Raw genomic sequence first — 19,386 nt, 5'->3', positions numbered from 1 at the left:
AACTAGTCTTTGTTATATTTAAACTATTCGAAAAGGTAATTGGATATTAAGGGAAGACTCTATAGACTTTTTCATATGATTAACGAGTTCAGCCACCTCAGATTCCATTCCTTCCCACTTGTCAACACACTCTCCTAAATAAGCCTCTCTCGCTTTGTTGAGTAAAGTAGCATGCTCATCGGGTAATTGAGGTATCGCCCATTCAGCTGCCAGATCTTTTGAGCGAATTTCACCAGTAGATGCTGTCAGCCACATTCTGGCTAAAGTTAAAATCACATTGCGTTCGTCACCGTTAATGCTAGCTATCAACCCGGGCAACGATTCTTTAATTGCTTTTCGAATATCTGTCATTGGCACAGGCTCAATTACTTCTGTTGCCTTTGGTCCCAAAAGGTTAATACTATTTTTTCTTAGTTGTGCTAAAAGTATTGCTAAATCCGGATCATAAGTCGACTCAGGAATTTCTCCCTTTTCAAACTGCTCTCTTAGCCACTCGCCATACATAAATTCATATTTGGGGGGGAAATGCCAAGGGACAATATCCTTTTGATTTATGACCGTAACTTCAAGAGGCCTCATATCTTTTATGTTTCCTATTTTCCCAGATATAAGCATTAACCTATTTGTAAGATTCCTTCGAGTTTTTTCAGATAAACTTTGATTTGTTATTACCAAAATATCTACATCGCTATTCATACGTAAACCACCCATTACTGCCGAACCATACAAATACACCCCAATTAACATATTATCAAGTAGTTCCGCTATAGTTTTTAATGCTTGAATTGCTTCTTTCGGAATTTTTTTGTTACTTAAATCTATACTCAACTTCGATCTCCTTTCGTCTGAAAACTGTTTTTTAACGCCTCTTAAAATTTATAAAAAAAGAGTAAACATCTTTCGTTGTATTGTAAATTAACGCCATCCAAAATTTTGATTCAAGATTTTCTTTCGGTTTATTATATGTTTGAGCCAATATAAGCTACAAAACTGCTGTCTATCCATTTTTGAGTAACCTCATTTATATCAATCCCAATAGTAGCCAACCCAATAATGCTGCAATCCAATTTCTCTAACAAAGCTATTAAAGCCTTCATTTGAGAACCTGTCTCTATCCAATCATCTACAATCAAAACTCTTTTGTTCCTCACAATAGAACTCTTAGATATTTCAAAGCTTTTATCTTGACCTGAATAGTCGGTAAAATGTGTCGAAATAATCTCTTCTTTTGCGTATGGCAGCTTATCACCTTTTCTTACTCCAATAAACCCCACTCCAAGTTCTTTGGCTATGGCAGTGCCTAGTATCCATCCAATTGCTTCTGGGGCAGCCACATAATCTACTTTATTTTGAAAATCCAATGATAGTACTTTTACAATTTTATCAAAAACGGTTTTATGTGTAAAAATAGTTAGTAAATCATATTTTCCAATTGAGTTACGAGGTAATATACCTCTAATTTCATTTATAACATCAGTACCTTCCATACATTTACACCCCTTGCTTATGGTTAATAATCTTTGCTAATCTTTAAAAATAGTCATTTTCAACATATTTTTTATACATGTCCTCGGTATATCTTGTTATGTTCTTACCATACTCTGGATAATCAAACCCCAGTAGTTCTGCTACCTCTTTGGACACTTCCCTGAACAATTGGTGGCATATAAATAATGACTTCCAAATATTTTCATAGGAATCCATGCGATATGTAGATAATAATCTATTCCATAGATCTTCATCAATGTATTTGTTAATATACTTATAATTTTTCCCAACACTTAATGAAAATTCTGTCTTTATCCCAACCTTCCACGACATCATCCTAAGTAGTTCAAACCGTAGAATCTGGTTCAGATGATCGATTGCAAACAGTATCTCTTTGCGGCACAATCCTTTAATAACATAAGGTGTTACATTCCAAAATTCATTGCAGCAATCATCATACTCCCTTGCGCTTGGCTTTCTTACATGATAATCTATATCAGTCGGAACTATGTCCCTTTTAATTCTACAATCTTTATCAATTAGAACCTTTATTAATTTATCGCCCTTTAGGTAATTATCTAACTCTTCCAAGGGCAATAAGGTAAGATCAATTTTATTGTAATCATCAAATAGCATAAGATAGGAAAATCCCTTTTCTTCAGGTGGGAATAATTCCATATCCTCCGGCTTTTGCATCATTATTATATTCCCAAATTGATTAAGCCAGTCATCATTAGATATAAACGGTTCTATATCACTTACAAAATATGTAATATCATAATCCTGAAATTCATCTTTAGGTATATTAATATTTGCGCGTGACCCCTCAAGGGTCACAATTCGAATACGTTCATCCTGTTCTGCTAAAGAAAGTACTAAATCCATCATTTCTTTTTCTGATCTCATTTACATACTCCTCGTTTATTTTTTCTATATTATTACATCTTCTTTTTTGCCGATACAATCAGCATCATTGGGCGTCGCATTTCATCCGCCATCCCCGGAATATCCATCATGTTCTCTGGCGGCTGTGGCTCCACAATCTGATTTATTATAAAACTATTTGAAAGCAGTGTATTTAGATATGTGGTCAGTGTTCTATGATATTTTGTAACCTTTTCTTCCAAAAACATAGCTGTCCGTTTGCCCTCATAATAATAATTGTCCACCGGGAAATGCAGTATTTCTCCTTTTTCGTTATAATACCAGTCTTGTGTTCCATGAGCAGTAAAAACAGGATGTTCAACTGTAAAAACTAAATTGCCACCAGCCTTCAGCATCCTATATATCTTTTTTATTAAATTCTCATAGTCTGCTACATAATGAAACGCAAGCGAACTTAGTATTACATCAAAGCTCTCCTCTGGGAAATCCACATCTTCTATGGCACAGCATTCATATTCAATCTGTGGAAAATGGGTTTTTCCTTTTGCTACTTCGAGCATTTTATGAGAAATATCAACACCTACTACAGAGGAAGCACCGTTTTCCATCGCATATATACAGTGCCATCCATAGCCGCATCCTAAATCAAGCACACGCTTACCCTTAAAATCAGGTAGCATCTTTTTCAAAGTCTCCCATTCTCCCGCACCAGCCAGTCCTTTCTGCGAGCGACTCATTTGACTGTATTTTTGAAAAAATATATTATCATCATATTTGTTTTCTTTCATCTGAACTCTCCTCGTTTAAAAAGTTATTTATCTCCGATACAATTTCATTCACTTCATTATAAAGCTTCTCGGTCATGTCGTAGCATTCAAAAAGTGAGATACCGAGTACTTCAAAAATATGATTTACCTTCTCGGTATATTTTTCAGGTTTATGTTCAAAAGTTTCAAGCAGTTTTATAGCTTTCTTTTCGTTGATACAATAAGCATTATTACATGCAAATAACACTTGATTTAAACATGAAACTATACGAAAAACATGACCCGCAATATAATATTTATCGTCTGTTCCCGAATTTGCTTTTACAAACATTAAAGAGAACCCTGCTTCAAACATAAAAAAGTTAACTAAACTTTTCTGCAAAGCATTGGGATAAGTTTCTGCCTGTTTTTTTAATTCGCATAAGCTTTCATTCTTAGCATATAGTATTTTGCTAATCGCTAATTCTCCTCGATACATTGCACTAATATAACCATGGGGATGCCCAGTCTGATAATTGGCAGTAACAATTCCGTGCTCTGTATCTTTCATTATTTGTTCCACACGTTTAATATCACGTAAAATTAAATCCACATGATACCCGTTTATGACTAACCATCCGCCGCCATTAATCCAATCACCCCATGCTCCGGGAGGTACAACAAGGTTATTTCTATGCTCATCATCCAGCTTTGTAGCGAATTGATTAATAGTATTTATGTCAAATGATTCTGAATTGTAATAGATGCCGATATCTATATCCGAATCCTCTGTATGGGTGCCCCTTGCACGTGAACCACCTAAAACAATACCTTCTATATAAGACAGAGAGGATAATTTCTCTGCTACTGATTTAATAATATTATCTACCATCAAGCATGCTCCTTTTATCGATTCACTGCTGTAAAAATTCCAAGCCAAATCTTTTGCTTCTACTCAACATATTTATAATTTTTTTAATTTCACAAAAGATAGTTAAAACTTATCAATTGTCTTTTTATACCTCTGCTGATTAGATGAAGTCTTTTCAATAGCCTTTAAATTACCATTCATTTTGCTAACATGGTTTAAAAATAACGTTCCAAGCAGAAGTCGATCCTTTCTGGGTATCCTATTCCACACATATCCCTTGAATAAATCTTTAACAAGAAAAACTTCGCCATCATTTAGATTTTCAGTTTCTCTAATAGCTTCTTCCAATAGCTCATTTACATCAATCATGTTGTCCACTCCTTATTAATAATAATATCAACAACATTGTTGATATTATTATACGTATATTCACAGTCAAAGTCAATCCGTAAAATAAGAAAAGCCACCAATCAAGGAAGTAACACCTCTCAATTGGTCGCCATTTCTGATATCCTATATCTCAATATCTATTTCAACACCTGATTTAAATTCAACAGTGAGCTTATCATCAAATACCGTAACTTTTTCAATAAGCCGCCTTACTAATTGCTCATCATATTCCTCCAACTCGCAGGATTGTTCATTTAAGAAATCAGTCATTTCAGCGATTCGTTGCCTTTTTCCTTCACGCTCTGCATTCTCTGCAAGTGCATTTTGCTTCAATTCTCGAAGGCGGTAAATTTCATCAGCCACATCTTCATAGTCATTCTTGGACTTTGCTTGTATAAGAAGCTGTTGTTGTAATTCTTCCAATTTGCCATCAATATCATCGGTGGCATTATCATTTTCTTCATTAAATACAGTAGCTATGTTTTTCTGCAAGGTTGAGAGGAAGGGTTCTTTGTTAGCCAAAAGCTCGTTAATAGCCTTGACCACTGCTGTCTGCAATGTTTCCTCGTTTATGGTAGGAGCAGTGCATTCAGACCCTTTTTCCTCCAATCGGCTAACACATCTCCAAACAATAGACTTGTAGCCTCTGTTATTCCAATGTACCCGTCGGTAAATATCGCCGCAGTGTCCGCAGTAAACAATACTCGATAAAGCATACTTGCTGCTATAGACTCGCTTTTTACCGCCTTTGCGGCCACGAAGATTTGCTCTTCGAACCATCTCTTCTTGAACTTGCATAAAAAGCTCCCTTGAAATAATCGGCTCATGGCTGTTTTCTACATAATACTGGGGAACGATGCCGTTATTCTTGACCCGCTTTTTAGAAAGGAAATCAACCGTATATGTCTTTTGTAGAAGGGCATCACCAATGTACTTTTCATTCTGAAGTATTTTTTTCAGTGTTTCTGGTCTCCATTTGGCTTTTCCTGCTGCTGTAAGAATACCGTCTGCTTCTAGTCCTCTAGCTATTTGTAATAGGCTAGCCCCTTCAAGGTACTCTCTGTAAATCCGTTTAACAACCTCAGCACCCTCTGGGTCAATCACTAATTGCTTGTTTTCATCCTTGGTGTATCCAAGGAAACGCTTGTGATTGACCTGGACTTCACCTTGCTGATATCGATACTGAATTCCCAGCTTAACGTTCTGACTTAAGGATTGACTTTCCTGTTGGGCAAGGGATGCCATGATGGTCAGCAATACTTCACCCTTAGAATCCATGGTGTTGATATTCTCTTTCTCGAAGAATACCGCTATGTTTTTATCCTTTAACTGACGGATGTATTTAAGGCAATCCAACGTGTTTCTGGCAAATCGGCTGATGGATTTTGTGATAATCATGTCAATTTTTCCTGCCATACATTCTTCAATCATGCGGTTGAACTCTTCACGCTTCTTGGTATTTGTACCTGTGATGCCGTCATCTGCAAAAATACCTGCCAGTTCCCATTCCTTGTTCTTCTTAATATATTTTGTATAATGCTCGATCTGAATTTCATAACTTGAAGCCTGCTCTTCACTATCCGTTGAAACACGACAGTAAGCAGCCACTCGTATTTTGGGTTTGCTTTCACTATTTTTATTATTTCCAACCCGTTTAATTGCCGGAATCACTGTTACATTCCTACTTACCGCCACTTGTTACACCTCACTTTCTATCAGACTGTAAGCATATTCCGCCTGCTTGTATGGATCTTCATATTTTTGCACCAGAGGTTTTACTTTGAACTTTACAGGGTAATCCCTTACCGGTTCATCTTTAGGCTCCCATATCCTTCCGAGCTTTTCTGCTCGTTTTCGTTTTTCTACTCTGGCTTTTTCAAAGGTCTCTTCATCAATAATTGGAGGGTAGAATTCATCGCCCAAGTAATGCTTGTTCTGCAACATCTTACTTGCTGTGGCATGGTAGCAGTCTATCCCAGCTTTTTTAGTAGCACCCTTCAAAGAAAGTCCTGCCAAGTATCCTGAAAATAATTCTTTTACTTGTTCTGCTGCTATTTCATCTACAACAGCCTTTCCATCTTCAATTCTATATCCATAGGGTGTGTGACCCATCTAATTCACCAACCTTTCCTTCAATGCGATTCCACATTTTAATTCAAATCCCACTTCCTCTCGTGAAAAGACCATAATCTTTTCTACGTAATTTTCAAACAGCTCATCCTCATAGGCTGTAAGCATTTGGGACTTAGTTGCAAACTTAAGCAGACGGTCAACCTCTTCAACTTTTGTAAAATTCCCATTGACGGAACGAGTAAGTTGATCCTTTTCGACAAGAAGCCTTTCTCTTTCTGCTTCCAGTGAATTCTTTTCTTTATTAAACAGAGCAGGTTCCAGATATCCTTTGGCCATTAAACCCGTCAGCATCTGACTCTGCTCCATGTTGTTTTCAATTTTAGTTTCCAACTCTTCAATTCTACGAAAACCCGCTACATTATTCTGGTTACGTAACCCATTCAAAAGTGGTCTTAATATGAACTTCTGACCGTAAATGAGTTTATTCATCATCGTAACAAATGCAGTCTTTATATCTTCATCTCGAATGAACTGCATAGAACATTCCGTTATATTGCTTATATGCTTACTGCAGCACCAAGCAATGTATTTTCTTGGACCAGATGAATGAACCCGTCTTTTAAAAGTACTGCCACATTCCGAGCAGATAATTTTGCTAGAGAAAGCATATCGGTTTAGATATTTGCTGTTGCGCTTTTCGATGCTTTTTTCCTTTGCTCTCTGTTTGAGAACGGCATCTACAGCTTCAAAATCTTCATGGTTGATAATTGCCTCATGATGGTTTTCTACTAGATACATATCTTTCTCACCATAATTGGTGTGCCTATTATAATGGCTGTCCGTATAAGTCTTTTGCAAAATAACATCACCAGTATATTTTTCATTAGTCAGAATCCCTCTAATCGTAGTAGCTGTCCAACGACCACCTCTTTTTGATGGGATACCCTTTTGATTAAGATCATTTGCAACTTTCTGTGTGCCTTTGCCCGATAATACCTCTGCAAAAATATACTTCACAACTTCAGCCTGCTTGGGGTTTACTATCATTTGACCGTCATTATTTTGATAACCATATGGCGGGTAGGAAATTTTAAAGGTTCCGTTTTGAAATCGTCTTTGAATGGCCCACTTCGTATTTTCTGAAATGGAAATTGACTCACTTTCTGCAAGCCCACTTAAAATGGAGAGCATCAACTCGCTTTCCATTGAACTCGTATTGATATTTTCCTTCTCAAAATAGATATGAACCCCAAGGCCTATCAGTTTTCGAACCATCTCCAAGCAGTCTGTAGTATTTCTCGCAAATCGGCTGATGGACTTTGTAATGATTAGGTCAATTCTCCCAGTTTCACAGTCTGATAACATCCTAAGTAAGCCAGAGCGATTCTCCTTTTTCGTGCCACTGATTCCCTCATCATAATATAGGCCTGCATATTCCCATTCTGGATTCGCCTTTATGTAGGTCTCATAATGGGCCTTTTGTGCTTGCAAGCTGACTAGCTGTTCATTACTATCTGTTGAAACACGGCAGTAGGCAACTACTCGGGTTTTTGGCTTAATAAAAGAGTTGGCTAGATTTCCTTCTATTTTCGTTATCTTTTTCATCCTCTCACCTCCTTCTTGGTAGGTCACATATTACCTCTGAAACCCTTATATATCAACGATTCCAGGGCATTATCTCAGCTAAAAAAGGGGAGAAAGTTTGGCGGTTTAATGCGTCTATCTTGTTAAATTCCACTTCAGTTATTAAGCCTTTTTCGAGCATCTTTCTCAGCATCTTTTCTGCCTGGATATAATCAAACTCACATTGTAACTGTTCCTGTGAAACTCTCTTAAGTGCGGTGGTGCTTTTGTCTACAACCTCATCCGAGATCTTAGTAACTTTTTTATCCTCGTGCTGATTCACTAAGAATCACCTCCTACCTAATAGCCGTGGGAACAGGTCGAAGTTGAGGATTTGTAAAATTTAATTTGAATCAGAGCATAAAAAAAGAGCCTGCAAGGGAAGAACCCCTACAGGCTAGATAATCTAACGGTTTAATATTTTATTTAGGAATCTCGATGATTTTTAACTCGCCCCATTTGTTAATCATACTTAATAAATGCATCCGTAAAGCCTGCCTTTTTAGCTTTAGCAAGCTGTGCCTCAGCATTTGCACTGTCAGAATAAGCACCGATCTGCACACGGTAATATTTCTTTTTCACAGAGTCTACTGGTTTATTTTCTGCACTTAATAGTTTCTTCACATCCGCTCGAAAGGTGTCCATGCTCTTCCCATGTTTAGGGAACCAGTGCATCACATCGCCATGGTTACTGGCAATGCCTCGTTTATAACCTTCGCTGTGACAGATGATATCTTTTTCACTAAACCCATAGAGTTTGCAAAGATATACACAAAGCTCCAAGGCTTCCTTGTAAACAGCAGAAAAATACGAGGCATCGGTCAAACCGTCCTCGCAAATTTCAAATCCAATATGAGAATTGTTTGCAGTTCCTCCAGCATGCCAACCTCGGTGATTCCAAGGCAATGTTTGATAGGTTGCAATGGAACCATCTGCTAATTTACCAATAAAGGCATGGACACATACTTGACGGCCTCCAGGTTTGTCTTGATTCCAATGGTTGTTATATTGGTTCTTTCCTAGCAAGCCATCGTCAGGGCCAACATATCGTTTGAGCCACGGGTTGTTAGCTCCAGTTGAGTGAACCATGATGCCCTTCGGCAATATTGTTTTTCCTGCTTTGAAACAGGCATTATTTGTAAGTATTAACTTATGCAGATTCATTACGGTCACCTCACTAATCAAGAATTTGTGTCAGATGCAAGAGCCACAGGGTATAGATGATAGGTAAACTTCAAATCACAAAAAGCATTCGCCGATGTTCCATCACTTCCCATACTGATATACAATCCATAACCAGAAGGCACCCGGCTTTGACGCATTTGAATATGAATATGCAACCCAGCGTTTGAACTATCAGCACCTATAGGTGTGCTACGTGAGATTCTGGTAAAGTTCACTTCATCATTTGATATATATAAGTCTAGTTCTTTTTCACTTGTATCCGATTGGCGGCAAAGGGTAACTAAATGACAATCATAAGCTGTTGGATAAAGCAATCCACCCTGCCCGCCTATAACCACGCTACCAATTGGCAATAATGTGTACAAAGGTCCTCGAACGCTGTTAATACCGCCCCCGCCTGTAGCATTACCGCTCAAAACATATCTCAAATAGCTTGCCCTAGTAAATGCGTTGATAGTAGATGTTGCGGTAGAGGTAAGGGCCAATGGTGTCGTAGCATTTTCCGCTCTTTCCAATATGAATAGACTCTCACCAGAAGGAATAGTAGCATCACCAATGGAGAAAACTCGACTCGTCCAATAGGCTGTGCTTGCTGGGTTTGGTGATGTTCCTGACCCATATGCAATGTTCGCTACATCTTGAATACCCCTTATGGCTTCGGCAAGTTTCTTGACAGTATTGCGGAGAGTGCCTTGGATTAACACCTGCACATTGTTTGTTGTCGGACTGCCCAAGGATGTAACAAATGTATAGGTTACCGTGCCAAGTACTACGTTATTGCCGCTATTTATGCTCGTAAATGTGATGGATGCTCTCCGGCTTACCATATCCGGTGCAGTAGCAGTTTCTATCGGATGCAAATGATTAAGGATAATACCAGTCCGAGTGTATAGAGTATCTCTCATATCCTCGATTAGACCATGTGTGGTATTTAGCAAATTATAGTTATCATTTAACAGACTATGTGTTGTATTTAAAATTGCATAGTTATCATTGACTAAACCATAGGTATCATTTAATCTGCCATGTGTGGTGTTTAGCAAATCATAGTTATTATTTAAAAGGCTGTAGATAAGGTTTAATAGATTATATGTTTCATTAATATCTAGTTCAGCTAATGCAGAAAGAACCTGATTAAGCCATTCCTGTGCAGGAGGTTCGGGCGGCTCGGCAATTCCGTCAACAAGAGCATCCTCAACAATGGTTAGTATCTGAATGCTTTTTCCAACCACATCTCCATAAGTAACCCTTATTTCTAGACGACCGACACCGACAATAGATGTATCCGTTGCACTAGGCGACCAGGTAAGAATCCCATCAGCGTAACTCGTGACCACTGGATAGGCAATACCATCGGGTCTTTTGAAAATTGCATTCAAAGAGGCACTGGGGTATTTTTCTTCTAATAAGCCAGATACATCAAATTCAATATTTCGATAGTGATGCTCACCTCGACGACCGATGGACACCGTTACTGCTTTCGTTATGTCAATCATACTTCATCACCTGGCTTACGTGGTTCTTGATCACGTCCATGTAACTGCTGTAGAACTGATTTTAGTTTCTCTGGGATGGGTAGTCCAATATGACCCGCATTCTCCAAAATCGATATTCCTTCATTGCTCAGGTAGAAAAAGATTACTGCTGTGCGTAAAGCACCACTATTCTCTCCGATAATACCCAAAATTTGTGTATCAATAATATGAGCAATGCCTACCATTGCAAAGATGAGTACCTTTTTGAAAATTCCTTTTGCACCAATTTCACTGCACAGCTTTTTATCTATAATGGCACAGAGCAATCCCGTCACATAATCGATGACAATAAAGGCTACCAATGCATAAAGAAATCCATCATAGCCTCCGAGAAACCATCCAAGAAATCCACCGACAGCGGCAATAGCCAGTTGTATCCAATTCCAAATCTCTTTCATTAATAGACACCTCCATTTCGTGTATTTCCATATAGAAAAGCGCCCCTGCAAATGACAAGAGCGCTGAATTTTACCTTTACATTATTTGAATTAGATCATGTATTTGTTGCATCACATCCGCTTTTGGTCGTCCTGTACCAATAGGTAGCCATGTGACAGGTGGTATATCGAATGCCTGGGAAGAATCAAAGCTATTAACCATTAAAATAATCGAATCAATAGCCTTGCGTATTTCAACGATATGAAATGGCCAATTCTTAATAGTGGTCTTTCCTGCAATGATCTCCTCTTTCCAAGTCATAGGGGATAGATTGTAATAGCTACGCACCCTATTTACAGCAGTTCGAATCGTCTGAATATGCGCTGCCTTTACATGCGTCACATTTGGAGTAATGATTTCAAAAGGTAATGCCAATATCGTAAAAGTACGAACAACTTCTATACTTGCTGATTCGATATCACTGTCAAGACAACGGAAGGTAACCGTATGATTACCTGCAGAAAGCGGTTCAGCTTGGTAAATTGTCTTGACCCCATTACCAAGATAGCCGCTTACAGAAAACCGCTCAGGATTGTCTACGCTGTTTTGCCATGAACCAGAGTCAATCCTTACCTCCATTATTTGTGTTTGTCCATCCGGTTCAATTCCTGTTGTGATCATAAAACGTGGTGTAGCATTATAAGTAAAATTGCCAGACATTGGACAGTCCACTATCGGTGCTACAGGCGGGCTGTTTTTCTTTACCGCGTTACTAACAACATATGCAGACACTGCATCAAGTGCATCTGTGACGCTGATTCGATAACGAGTATATCTACCGGCAACCTGTGAGGCATTTACCTGAAGAGTGCCTGAAGTCGCATTGGAAATAACTGTCGTCAGTGCTTCATAAGCAGACCAATTTAGTCCATCTATCGAAGTGGCCTGTTGAATAACATATTGCTTGATGGAGCTGGTTCCAGGTACCGTTCCACTCCACGAAAGGTTTATTGTATTTACTTCATATATAGGAGGGTTTGCGGCAAAAATAGTCGGTGGTATGGGCAGTATGTTTTTACGAACAGTATTGCTGGAAATAGTCCAGTCTGAGTAATAATCCTCACCAGCCGTACCACGAGTTCTTATTCGAAACCGACGATAATGGCCACGTATAGCAGGTGGACTGACATTTAAAATACTGCTTGTTGCAGAAGTATTGACTATAGCCAATGCCAACCAGGCACCCCAATTGATGTTATCATGTGAATCACTGTACTGTATTTCATAGGAAGTGATAGGGTTACCTGCACCGCCAGATGCTCCGCTCCAAGAAAGAGTAACGTTTCCTTCAGATAATGTTGCACTTACCGTGCAGGCAGTCGGTGCTGCACAGGCAGTGATGTTGCAATAAATGCTATTACTGATTTTCTCTATTGAGTAAACATCAAATGTGTCAATTGTCCAAATACCAAATTGTGTATATGTTCCTGGGGTCCTCGATACAATTGGATTATAGCTACCACCGCTTGCTGCCAATGTCAACATGGTCAACACATTCCACGCACTCCATGTGCTGTTATCCGTGGATGTGCGACTGGCAATTTGATACCCCTTAATTGGACTGGTACCGCTAGACGCTCCGCTCCAAGTAAGTGTGATAGTCTCATTACTATATGCCGCAGGGGAGGCAACAGCAGTCGTTGCTGGCTTTGGTACCGTATTCCTGCGGACGCTGTTTGTGGATACTTTCCAGCTAGAGTAATAACTAGCTCCTGCTGTACCACGGGTTCGTACACGAAATCTTCGGTAATTACCTCGCGTTGAGGGCGGTGCTACTGATACACTGCCACTTGATGCTGTGGTGGTCACAGTTGTCAGAGCAGTCCATGCTCCCCATGTGATGTTATCGGCAGAATCACTATATTGAATCTCATAACTAGAAATCGTATTATTGATGCCCCCAGAAGCACCACTCCAAGAAAGAGTCACATCCCCTTCCGCAAGTGTCGGGGAAACCGTACAAGATGTCGGGGCTCCACAAGCCGTAGTAAGCAATGGAGCACTTAGTACCGTATAGCTTGAATTGGTAATCACACCAGAGGATAATGGTAATCGTCCATCAGATACCACTTTGAATGTGACTGGCTGGGTTGCATTACCTGTAGTAGAAGCACAGGTCACCGAAACATATCTAATCCTTGGTGTGGTCCCTTCCCAGTTATCTCCGTCTGCCGCTTTAATACGCACTTGTGAAGAAGATCCATTTACAGTCATAGTGCAAAGCAATGCATAACCACTACGAATAAAGGAACCTGATGAACCTAACGCAGCGGATATGGTGAAGTTGTATGTCATCTGACTATTATTAGGTCGGCTTTTAGTATAAGTAATCGTGTAATGAACGGTCGGGCTAGAACCCGCCTGCAAAGTTATACCGTTAATATCCGCCACTTATATTCACCTCCTATTCATAAACCGCAGAAACTAGCGAGTTTACCAACCCGCAAAGACTAGTATTCAACCGAGTATCAATAATGTTATTTGCTGAAATCGATGTAGCAGCTGAAGGTACTAGAACATCAGCAATACCTAGTTCATAGACATCGCTTGTTCTTGTCAACTCCGGAGCTATGGGCGATGCCGTTGGAGTACCAGTAACAATGGCGAGCTGAATGCTTCTCGTAATTTGACTTAAACGAACCACAACCCTGTCTATGCGAGGATTGCTCCCATCTGCTGTAGCAAGGGGTTTATTTAAAACATCCGTATTTTCATATCTATAACCATTAATCCATGCACTGCCCGGTGCTATGGTTACTGCTAATCCAATCCCAGGAGATACCAGTAAGTTTGTTGGTGTCGCATAAAACACACCATTCGAGACAAGGCTTCCAAAGTATGCAGCGAAGTCCGTTGCATCATAGACTCTATCACCATCGGATGAATTGAAAAATCCGCTTTTTTCCATCAATCACTCCTCCTTCTATTCCGTTTTTGTATACTCTATTACTACATAGCCTGTATACGCAGTTCTATCATTGCCTGGTTCGACTACAATGTCGGTCTTATTTGCGAAGAGTCCGATTTGCGATGCGAAGTTGTTGTACCGGGCAAGGGGCAGTGGCAAGAATACGGTCCCATTTGTCGCAAAGCCTGTTAAACTGACAATAGTGCTGAGGTTTGATATGCCGTGAGCTACGCTTTTCGGTGTCGTATTTGTAAGTGTCCCAAGATTCACTTGCTTGCGATAAATTGTCTTACCATCTATCCATAGTCGCCCAGTGTTTTGTTCTGTAGTTGAATAGTCGCTAAAAGAAGAAACCATTTTAGTAGCTGTAATTGTACGGTCTGCAATTTTTAAACCTGTAACTGCTCCATTGGCAATTCTTGCAGTAGTTACAGGTTCATTATTGATATTAAGCCAGTTTGCTTGTCCAGAAGGGTTATTAAATACGAAAACAGAAATCACATAGAAAGTCAGCGTATTGCGAGAAATAAAGAAACCCATTGCCCGCTGATATCCATTTCCCGTATTGTCCCCGCTATGTTTTATCAAAAAGACATGGCCGTCGTCACTTGGCTGGTCACTAAACTTATTGCCACTCCATGAGGTGAAATAAAAGGCATCTCCAGGTTTCATATAATACAACGCATATTGTCCAATCGATATAGTTCCTCCGCCAACATTGATTTCGAGCGCAGGTAGTTTTCCATACAGATTGTTGATAGTAGATGCTACGTTGTCTCCTTGAATCTTTGAATCTACCTCCGTCAAGTCGCCTAAGGTTTCCTCAACTGCTACTAGCGTATCCTCCACTGCTCCTAAAGCCTGTGCAATTTCAGATATGCCAGTTGGAGCCGATATTGCTGTTTTCACCTCGCTCAAGTCGGAGTGTAATTTTTGGGCTATTGTCAATTCAGCTTTTCCGAATACTACACTGATACTCCGGCCATCTGCGTCATAAGTTTCTTCAACTTCGGTGATACGTGTCGTCATGGATACACCCCATGCTTTGGAAATAACTTTGACGGTCTGCCCAAGATCGAAGTCTATCTTATATGACAAATTACCGTGTGGATTGACCGATGTATCAAATGAATAGCGTATGGCTTGCTCACTCAGCTTACTTTGACCTCGAAAGATTAATGTATCAATGTAATCTAAACCAAAGTCTTCTGCCCGTAAGTCCTTAGCATCCACAAAAATTTCGTGCCTTGTCTCACCAGAGCCACTTGTAATTGCAACAAAAGTTCTGTCTGGACCTTCTCCTTCACCACCAACAAGGGCGGTGTTGGCATAATCTCCAGCACTTATTGTATAAATCTGTTCTGTAAGGTTTTCATATTCCTTTGAAAATACAGCTTGTGATTCCGTTCCCATATATAACGCTACGGTAAAAACCCCTGTAGTAGGAGTGAACACAGTCTTAATGCCAACATCCGATGCAACACATAGTTCCGTCACAGCATCCATCAAATTTCGATACGATACCTGTGTGCTGATAGGAACATTAAAGTTTGGAGCAGAAAAGGATATGTTCGCAATCTTCCTTGCTACATCAGAAGGATTGATAAGATTATTATTTAAAAGTTGCTCTACACAAGTAGAAATATCACCAGACAATTTCTCCGTTTGCCAAACAATGCGGCGGGAGAGGAAGGAAGTTGCAAACCGACCACTTGCAGTAATAATTTCATGCTCGGTTTGAGAAAGTTCCAGATGTTCGATGATCCCGACTTCCTCATCATCATTTTTCCAGATGATATTCCCTTCCTTTAATAGTTCTGTATTTTCCAAAGTTGCAATCGCTTTTAACTCAAATGAGCCACACTGGGAATAGCGTCTCGTCCAGCGTAAGTACTCGAAGGACTCCACAATGCCCACAAGCTCTCGGTTTGAATTGTAGATATACAGTTCCATCTTTACACCCCCAGAAACTGCGGACGAAAGTAAATACTAACCTCTAGCAGTTCCATATTGACTGAAGCATCGTATCGTAGTGTATTAAGACCTGCCGCGAGTTGAAAGAACACCGAATTGGTATCCAACAGTGAAAAAGCATTTGTAATCGTTGACCCATTAATCTGGACCACACGCTTACCAGCGAAGTGGGTGTATACGCGAAGTTCATCCCCAGCGCTCATTGTAGTGAGAAGTCGGATATATTCTCCCGTGTCTATGTTTAATAGTTCAGGGTTCGACACAGTACCTAAGGCTCGGAATACAATCTCACATCCACAAGATACATCCCCGATATTTTCCACTGTAATGATTTGGCTAGGTTGACGCATTCCGAACTCCATCCCACTCATAGGAATTTCCAATTCAAACTCAAATAGCGGTATCCATGATGCCAGTTCCTCTCGCACCTCATTTAATGTCTCGAAGAAAGGGGATGGGCAGAGTAGACTGACAAAGAAGTTTGGTATTCGTTGCCGATTAGAAACACTAAAGCCTGCCTCCTCCACCACACAGGATATCTGTCGGTCACGGTATTGAAGGGTCCCTAGTAGCTTTGGGCTGAATATTTGAAGGAATCGTTGTCTCCTTTTAAAGGCTTCATCGGGAGTATCAGCAACAACCGTACCTTCAATCGTTATGTTTCGCATATCTAGTGTGGAGGAAATATAAAAAGCGCCATCCTGATCCGGCGCCTTGAAAGTGTTGACGGTTTGACGAATATTTCCAGTACCGTCTACCTTCGTAAGAAAGTACGGTCGGCTTTGCTTAAGCGTAATACTCTCTCCATCTCTATTGGTGTATGTTAGCTCCATTTCCGTACCTCCTTTACAATTCAAGTGCCAGTTTACGGGATAGGTTCTTAAACTCCCGTGCTAATTCTTTTTCTGATAGAGCTTTAGGTGTCACAACTGAAATATTTTGAGTGATACTTGAACCCGTGGCATTACCTTGTCCAGATACACCTCTGTAATTAAAATCAAAGCTGGTTGGTACTGCATTTTGCATATCCCTTGAAACTGCTGTCATTGCATCCTCAAAACCTACACCGATACCTTCACCCATGTTGTGGCCAATTCCAGCAAATAGAGTTGAAGGGGAGCGGATACCGAAAAAGTCTTTTATCCTCGATACAACATTTCCGAAAAACCCGGATATTTTACCCCATAACCATGCACCTGCGTCTGATATACCCTTCCACAACCCTTTAATCAAATTGCCGCCCACTTGTGCCATTTGACCGATATAGCCAGTAAAGGCCCTAACCAGTCCAGAGATAATCTGCGGTACGGCTTTTACGATCTCCACGATTATCCTTGGCAGATTTGCAATCAGTGCCACAAACAGTTGTACACCCGCTAAGATAATCTTATCGATGTTACCAATAATGGCATTGACCAGCGAGCTAACAATCTTGGGAATAGCACCGACAACAGTAGTAATAATCTGTGGCAATGCCTGTATGAGTGATATTAGAAGCCGGATACCTGCATCAATAATCAAAGGAATCGACCCAATAACAGCACTGATGATACTATCGATAATTTGCGGAATTGCTTCCACAACTGCTGTAATAATGGTAGGCAAAGCTGTGACCAGTGAGGTCAATAATTGAATACCCGCATCAATAATCTGTGGAATAGATGCAATGATAAAATCCACTATTGCTTTGATGATGACCGGTAAGGCAGAAGTAAGCTGAGGTATTGCCTCTACCAATCCCTGTGCTAACCCTATAATCAACTGCAAAGCGGCATCCAAAATGAGTGGTAGGTTATCCATCAATCCTTGGACAATCTGCATAACTGCAGAAACTGCCGCAGGGATGAGTTGTGGTAACGCTATGCCGATTCCCTCCACAAGTGCTGTTACTAATTCAATTGCTGCATTTATTAGCAGTGGAAGGTTATCAATTAATGCACCGACAATCGTCATTAGAGCACTTACCGTCGCTGGAATAAGTTCGGGTAAAAGGCTCAAAATTGTTTCCAGTACTTGCGCGAATATATTTGTAACCAATTCAAGAAGCATTGGTAGCAAGTCTGCAACCGCCGCTAATGTTGCGCCTGTCGCTGTTGGCAAGGCGGCTACGATATTTTCTAAAACCGGTACAATATTAGTGACAACCGCCTCGAAAGCATCAACAAGATTCTCAGTCAGATTCGTCATATCAGCATTGGCATTACCGAGTCCAGCTGTAAATGAACCAAGTGCGGCCTGTAGTAACCCAATAGAACCGGAGATTGTCTCGGTTGATTCTTTTGCAAAGTTACCTGCATACTGCTCTGTGTTCTCAAAGAACATTTGCATTGCTACTTCGGCTTTTTCCGCTTGTGTTGCAGTATTCCAAGTGAAATCCAGACCCTTTGCGAGAGCATAGGCTTCGATGTTTGTAGCGTTCATCGCAACACCTAAGTTATCCATCATATCAAAGTTACCCTTTGCCGCCCCAGTGACTGCCTCCAATGCCGAGGACATATCAATACCCATAACAGATGCCATGTCTGCCGCACGTTGCATGGCCTTTTCAGTTAGCTCAAGACTTCTCTGTTGCTGTATACCAGAACCTTGGAATAACGCGCCCATTTTGTTAGCAGTTGCAAGGTACTCACTTTGGGAAACACCTAGATTTTTATAGGCTTCCTCACCAGTTTTCTGAATCGATGCAGCATATGCTCCAAAAACCGCCTCCGATCCACCTAGGTTTTGTTCTAATTCTCCAAACTGAGTAACTACCTCTTTACCTAACTTAATAGCCGCGGCTCCAGCGGCAACGGCAACCGCACCCATCGCCACACCAATTCCCTTGAGTACACCGCCAAGCTTTTCAAACCTGCCACCAGCATCCTCTGCACTTTTACCGGAATTCTCTAACTCTTCACCGAGACTATCCGCTTCAATTGTAGACTCCTCAAGTTCACGTTCCATAAGGTTCAGTTCTGCCTGAGCCCTGTTTAATTGTATCTGCCAGTTTTGGGTACGACGGTCATTTTCACCGAAAGAGGAGGAGGCATTATCAAGGGCAGCCTTAAGGGTAGAAATCTTTTCTTTCTGTGCGTCAATTTCTTTATTTAAAACGGCATTTCGAGCCGTGATCGATTGAATGGATTTATCGTTTTTATCAAATTGACTGGTTACAAGGGCCATTTCACTACCTAGTACCTTAAATGATTGATTGATTTCGGAGAGTGCCTTCTTAAATTCTCGCTCACCCTCGACACCTATTTTTAATCCAAAATTATCCGCCATCCC

The 19,386-nt window shown here is 40.3% G+C and carries 18 protein-coding genes; all 18 read right to left on the bottom strand.

The window, feature by feature from the left end; translation table 11 throughout:
• Window positions 1-18: 18 nt before the first annotated feature.
• On the bottom strand, window positions 19-828 hold the full coding sequence (locus CEF20_RS02985) for an ANT(9) family aminoglycoside nucleotidyltransferase Spw (RefSeq protein ID WP_002294509.1): 810 nt from the start codon (window positions 826-828) through the stop codon (window positions 19-21).
• Between the two features lie 131 nt (window positions 829-959).
• Entirely contained in the window at window positions 960-1,487 is a 528-nt protein-coding gene (locus tag CEF20_RS02980; protein ID WP_046391876.1) for a phosphoribosyltransferase family protein, read from the bottom strand.
• A 43-nt stretch (window positions 1,488-1,530) separates the two neighbouring features.
• Window positions 1,531-2,394 carry an aminoglycoside nucleotidyltransferase ANT(6)-Ia gene (locus tag CEF20_RS02975; RefSeq protein WP_002294505.1) on the bottom strand — a complete coding sequence of 288 codons (864 nt, stop codon included), beginning with the start codon at window positions 2,392-2,394 and terminating at the stop codon, window positions 1,531-1,533.
• Window positions 2,395-2,426: 32 nt separating this feature from the next.
• Window positions 2,427-3,161 carry a class I SAM-dependent methyltransferase gene (locus tag CEF20_RS02970; RefSeq protein WP_000662263.1) on the bottom strand — a complete coding sequence of 245 codons (735 nt, stop codon included), beginning with the start codon at window positions 3,159-3,161 and terminating at the stop codon, window positions 2,427-2,429.
• Window positions 3,142-4,011 carry a nucleotidyltransferase domain-containing protein gene (locus CEF20_RS02965; RefSeq protein WP_000228166.1) on the bottom strand — a complete coding sequence of 290 codons (870 nt, stop codon included), beginning with the start codon at window positions 4,009-4,011 and terminating at the stop codon, window positions 3,142-3,144. Before CEF20_RS02965 ends, CEF20_RS02970 begins: the two co-directional genes overlap by 20 nt.
• Before the next feature lie 102 nt (window positions 4,012-4,113).
• A complete protein-coding gene (locus CEF20_RS02960) occupies window positions 4,114-4,359 on the bottom strand; it encodes a single-stranded DNA-binding protein (protein ID WP_000567889.1) in 246 nt (81 codons plus the stop codon).
• 144 nt (window positions 4,360-4,503) lie between these two features.
• Window positions 4,504-6,051, bottom strand: coding sequence for a recombinase family protein (locus CEF20_RS02955; protein ID WP_456297909.1), 1,548 nt, complete (start codon window positions 6,049-6,051; stop codon window positions 4,504-4,506).
• Between the two features lie 27 nt (window positions 6,052-6,078).
• Window positions 6,079-6,492: a recombinase family protein gene (locus tag CEF20_RS02950; RefSeq protein WP_027625356.1), complete on the bottom strand. Its 414-nt coding sequence runs from the start codon at window positions 6,490-6,492 to the stop codon at window positions 6,079-6,081.
• A complete protein-coding gene (locus tag CEF20_RS02945; protein ID WP_100330415.1) occupies window positions 6,493-8,058 on the bottom strand; it encodes a recombinase family protein in 1,566 nt (521 codons plus the stop codon).
• 52 nt (window positions 8,059-8,110) lie between these two features.
• Window positions 8,111-8,359, bottom strand: coding sequence for an SHOCT domain-containing protein (locus CEF20_RS02940; protein ID WP_100330414.1), 249 nt, complete (start codon window positions 8,357-8,359; stop codon window positions 8,111-8,113).
• Window positions 8,360-8,538: 179 nt separating this feature from the next.
• Window positions 8,539-9,240 carry an N-acetylmuramoyl-L-alanine amidase gene (locus CEF20_RS02935; protein ID WP_063442141.1) on the bottom strand — a complete coding sequence of 234 codons (702 nt, stop codon included), beginning with the start codon at window positions 9,238-9,240 and terminating at the stop codon, window positions 8,539-8,541.
• A gap of 17 nt (window positions 9,241-9,257) precedes the next feature.
• On the bottom strand, window positions 9,258-10,757 hold the full coding sequence (locus tag CEF20_RS02930) for a hypothetical protein (protein WP_100330413.1): 1,500 nt from the start codon (window positions 10,755-10,757) through the stop codon (window positions 9,258-9,260).
• Window positions 10,754-11,194, bottom strand: coding sequence for a phage holin family protein (locus tag CEF20_RS02925; RefSeq protein WP_100330412.1), 441 nt, complete (start codon window positions 11,192-11,194; stop codon window positions 10,754-10,756). The genes CEF20_RS02930 and CEF20_RS02925 overlap by 4 nt, the downstream gene beginning before the upstream one ends.
• A 76-nt stretch (window positions 11,195-11,270) precedes the next feature.
• On the bottom strand, window positions 11,271-13,625 hold the full coding sequence (locus tag CEF20_RS02920) for a fibronectin type III domain-containing protein (RefSeq protein WP_100330411.1): 2,355 nt from the start codon (window positions 13,623-13,625) through the stop codon (window positions 11,271-11,273).
• Between the two features lie 13 nt (window positions 13,626-13,638).
• Window positions 13,639-14,142 (bottom strand): hypothetical protein, encoded by a 504-nt coding sequence (locus CEF20_RS02915; RefSeq protein WP_019155104.1) that lies wholly within the window; start codon window positions 14,140-14,142, stop codon window positions 13,639-13,641.
• A 15-nt stretch (window positions 14,143-14,157) separates the two neighbouring features.
• Entirely contained in the window at window positions 14,158-16,095 is a 1,938-nt protein-coding gene (locus CEF20_RS02910; protein WP_100330410.1) for a siphovirus ReqiPepy6 Gp37-like family protein, read from the bottom strand.
• 2 nt (window positions 16,096-16,097) lie between these two features.
• Window positions 16,098-16,949 carry a phage tail family protein gene (locus CEF20_RS02905; protein ID WP_040303594.1) on the bottom strand — a complete coding sequence of 284 codons (852 nt, stop codon included), beginning with the start codon at window positions 16,947-16,949 and terminating at the stop codon, window positions 16,098-16,100.
• A 13-nt stretch (window positions 16,950-16,962) separates the two neighbouring features.
• Window positions 16,963-19,383, bottom strand: a complete 2,421-nt coding sequence (locus CEF20_RS02900; protein ID WP_100330409.1) for a phage tail protein — start codon at window positions 19,381-19,383, stop codon at window positions 16,963-16,965.
• Window positions 19,384-19,386: the final 3 nt, after the last annotated feature.

The organism is Bacillus xiapuensis (assembly GCF_002797355.1).
Lineage (GTDB): Bacteria > Bacillota > Bacilli > Bacillales > Domibacillaceae > Bacillus_CE > Bacillus_CE xiapuensis.
The sequence above is the reverse complement of the archived record's forward strand: the minus strand, read 5'-3'. Positions and strand labels throughout refer to the sequence as shown.

Coding starts and splice junctions, on each gene's coding strand:
- CEF20_RS02980 (WP_046391876.1), bottom strand. CDS start 1,487: ATGGAAGGTACTGATGTTATAAATGAAATTAGAGGTATATTACCTCGT.
- CEF20_RS02975 (WP_002294505.1), bottom strand. CDS start 2,394: ATGAGATCAGAAAAAGAAATGATGGATTTAGTACTTTCTTTAGCAGAA.
- CEF20_RS02970 (WP_000662263.1), bottom strand. CDS start 3,161: ATGAAAGAAAACAAATATGATGATAATATATTTTTTCAAAAATACAGT.
- CEF20_RS02965 (WP_000228166.1), bottom strand. CDS start 4,011: ATGGTAGATAATATTATTAAATCAGTAGCAGAGAAATTATCCTCTCTG.
- CEF20_RS02960 (WP_000567889.1), bottom strand. CDS start 4,359: ATGATTGATGTAAATGAGCTATTGGAAGAAGCTATTAGAGAAACTGAA.
- CEF20_RS02950 (WP_027625356.1), bottom strand. CDS start 6,492: ATGGGTCACACACCCTATGGATATAGAATTGAAGATGGAAAGGCTGTT.
- CEF20_RS02945 (WP_100330415.1), bottom strand. CDS start 8,058: ATGAAAAAGATAACGAAAATAGAAGGAAATCTAGCCAACTCTTTTATT.
- CEF20_RS02935 (WP_063442141.1), bottom strand. CDS start 9,240: ATGAATCTGCATAAGTTAATACTTACAAATAATGCCTGTTTCAAAGCA.
- CEF20_RS02930 (WP_100330413.1), bottom strand. CDS start 10,757: ATGATTGACATAACGAAAGCAGTAACGGTGTCCATCGGTCGTCGAGGT.
- CEF20_RS02925 (WP_100330412.1), bottom strand. CDS start 11,194: ATGAAAGAGATTTGGAATTGGATACAACTGGCTATTGCCGCTGTCGGT.
- CEF20_RS02915 (WP_019155104.1), bottom strand. CDS start 14,142: ATGGAAAAAAGCGGATTTTTCAATTCATCCGATGGTGATAGAGTCTAT.
- CEF20_RS02910 (WP_100330410.1), bottom strand. CDS start 16,095: ATGGAACTGTATATCTACAATTCAAACCGAGAGCTTGTGGGCATTGTG.
- CEF20_RS02905 (WP_040303594.1), bottom strand. CDS start 16,949: ATGGAGCTAACATACACCAATAGAGATGGAGAGAGTATTACGCTTAAG.
- CEF20_RS02900 (WP_100330409.1), bottom strand. CDS start 19,383: ATGGCGGATAATTTTGGATTAAAAATAGGTGTCGAGGGTGAGCGAGAA.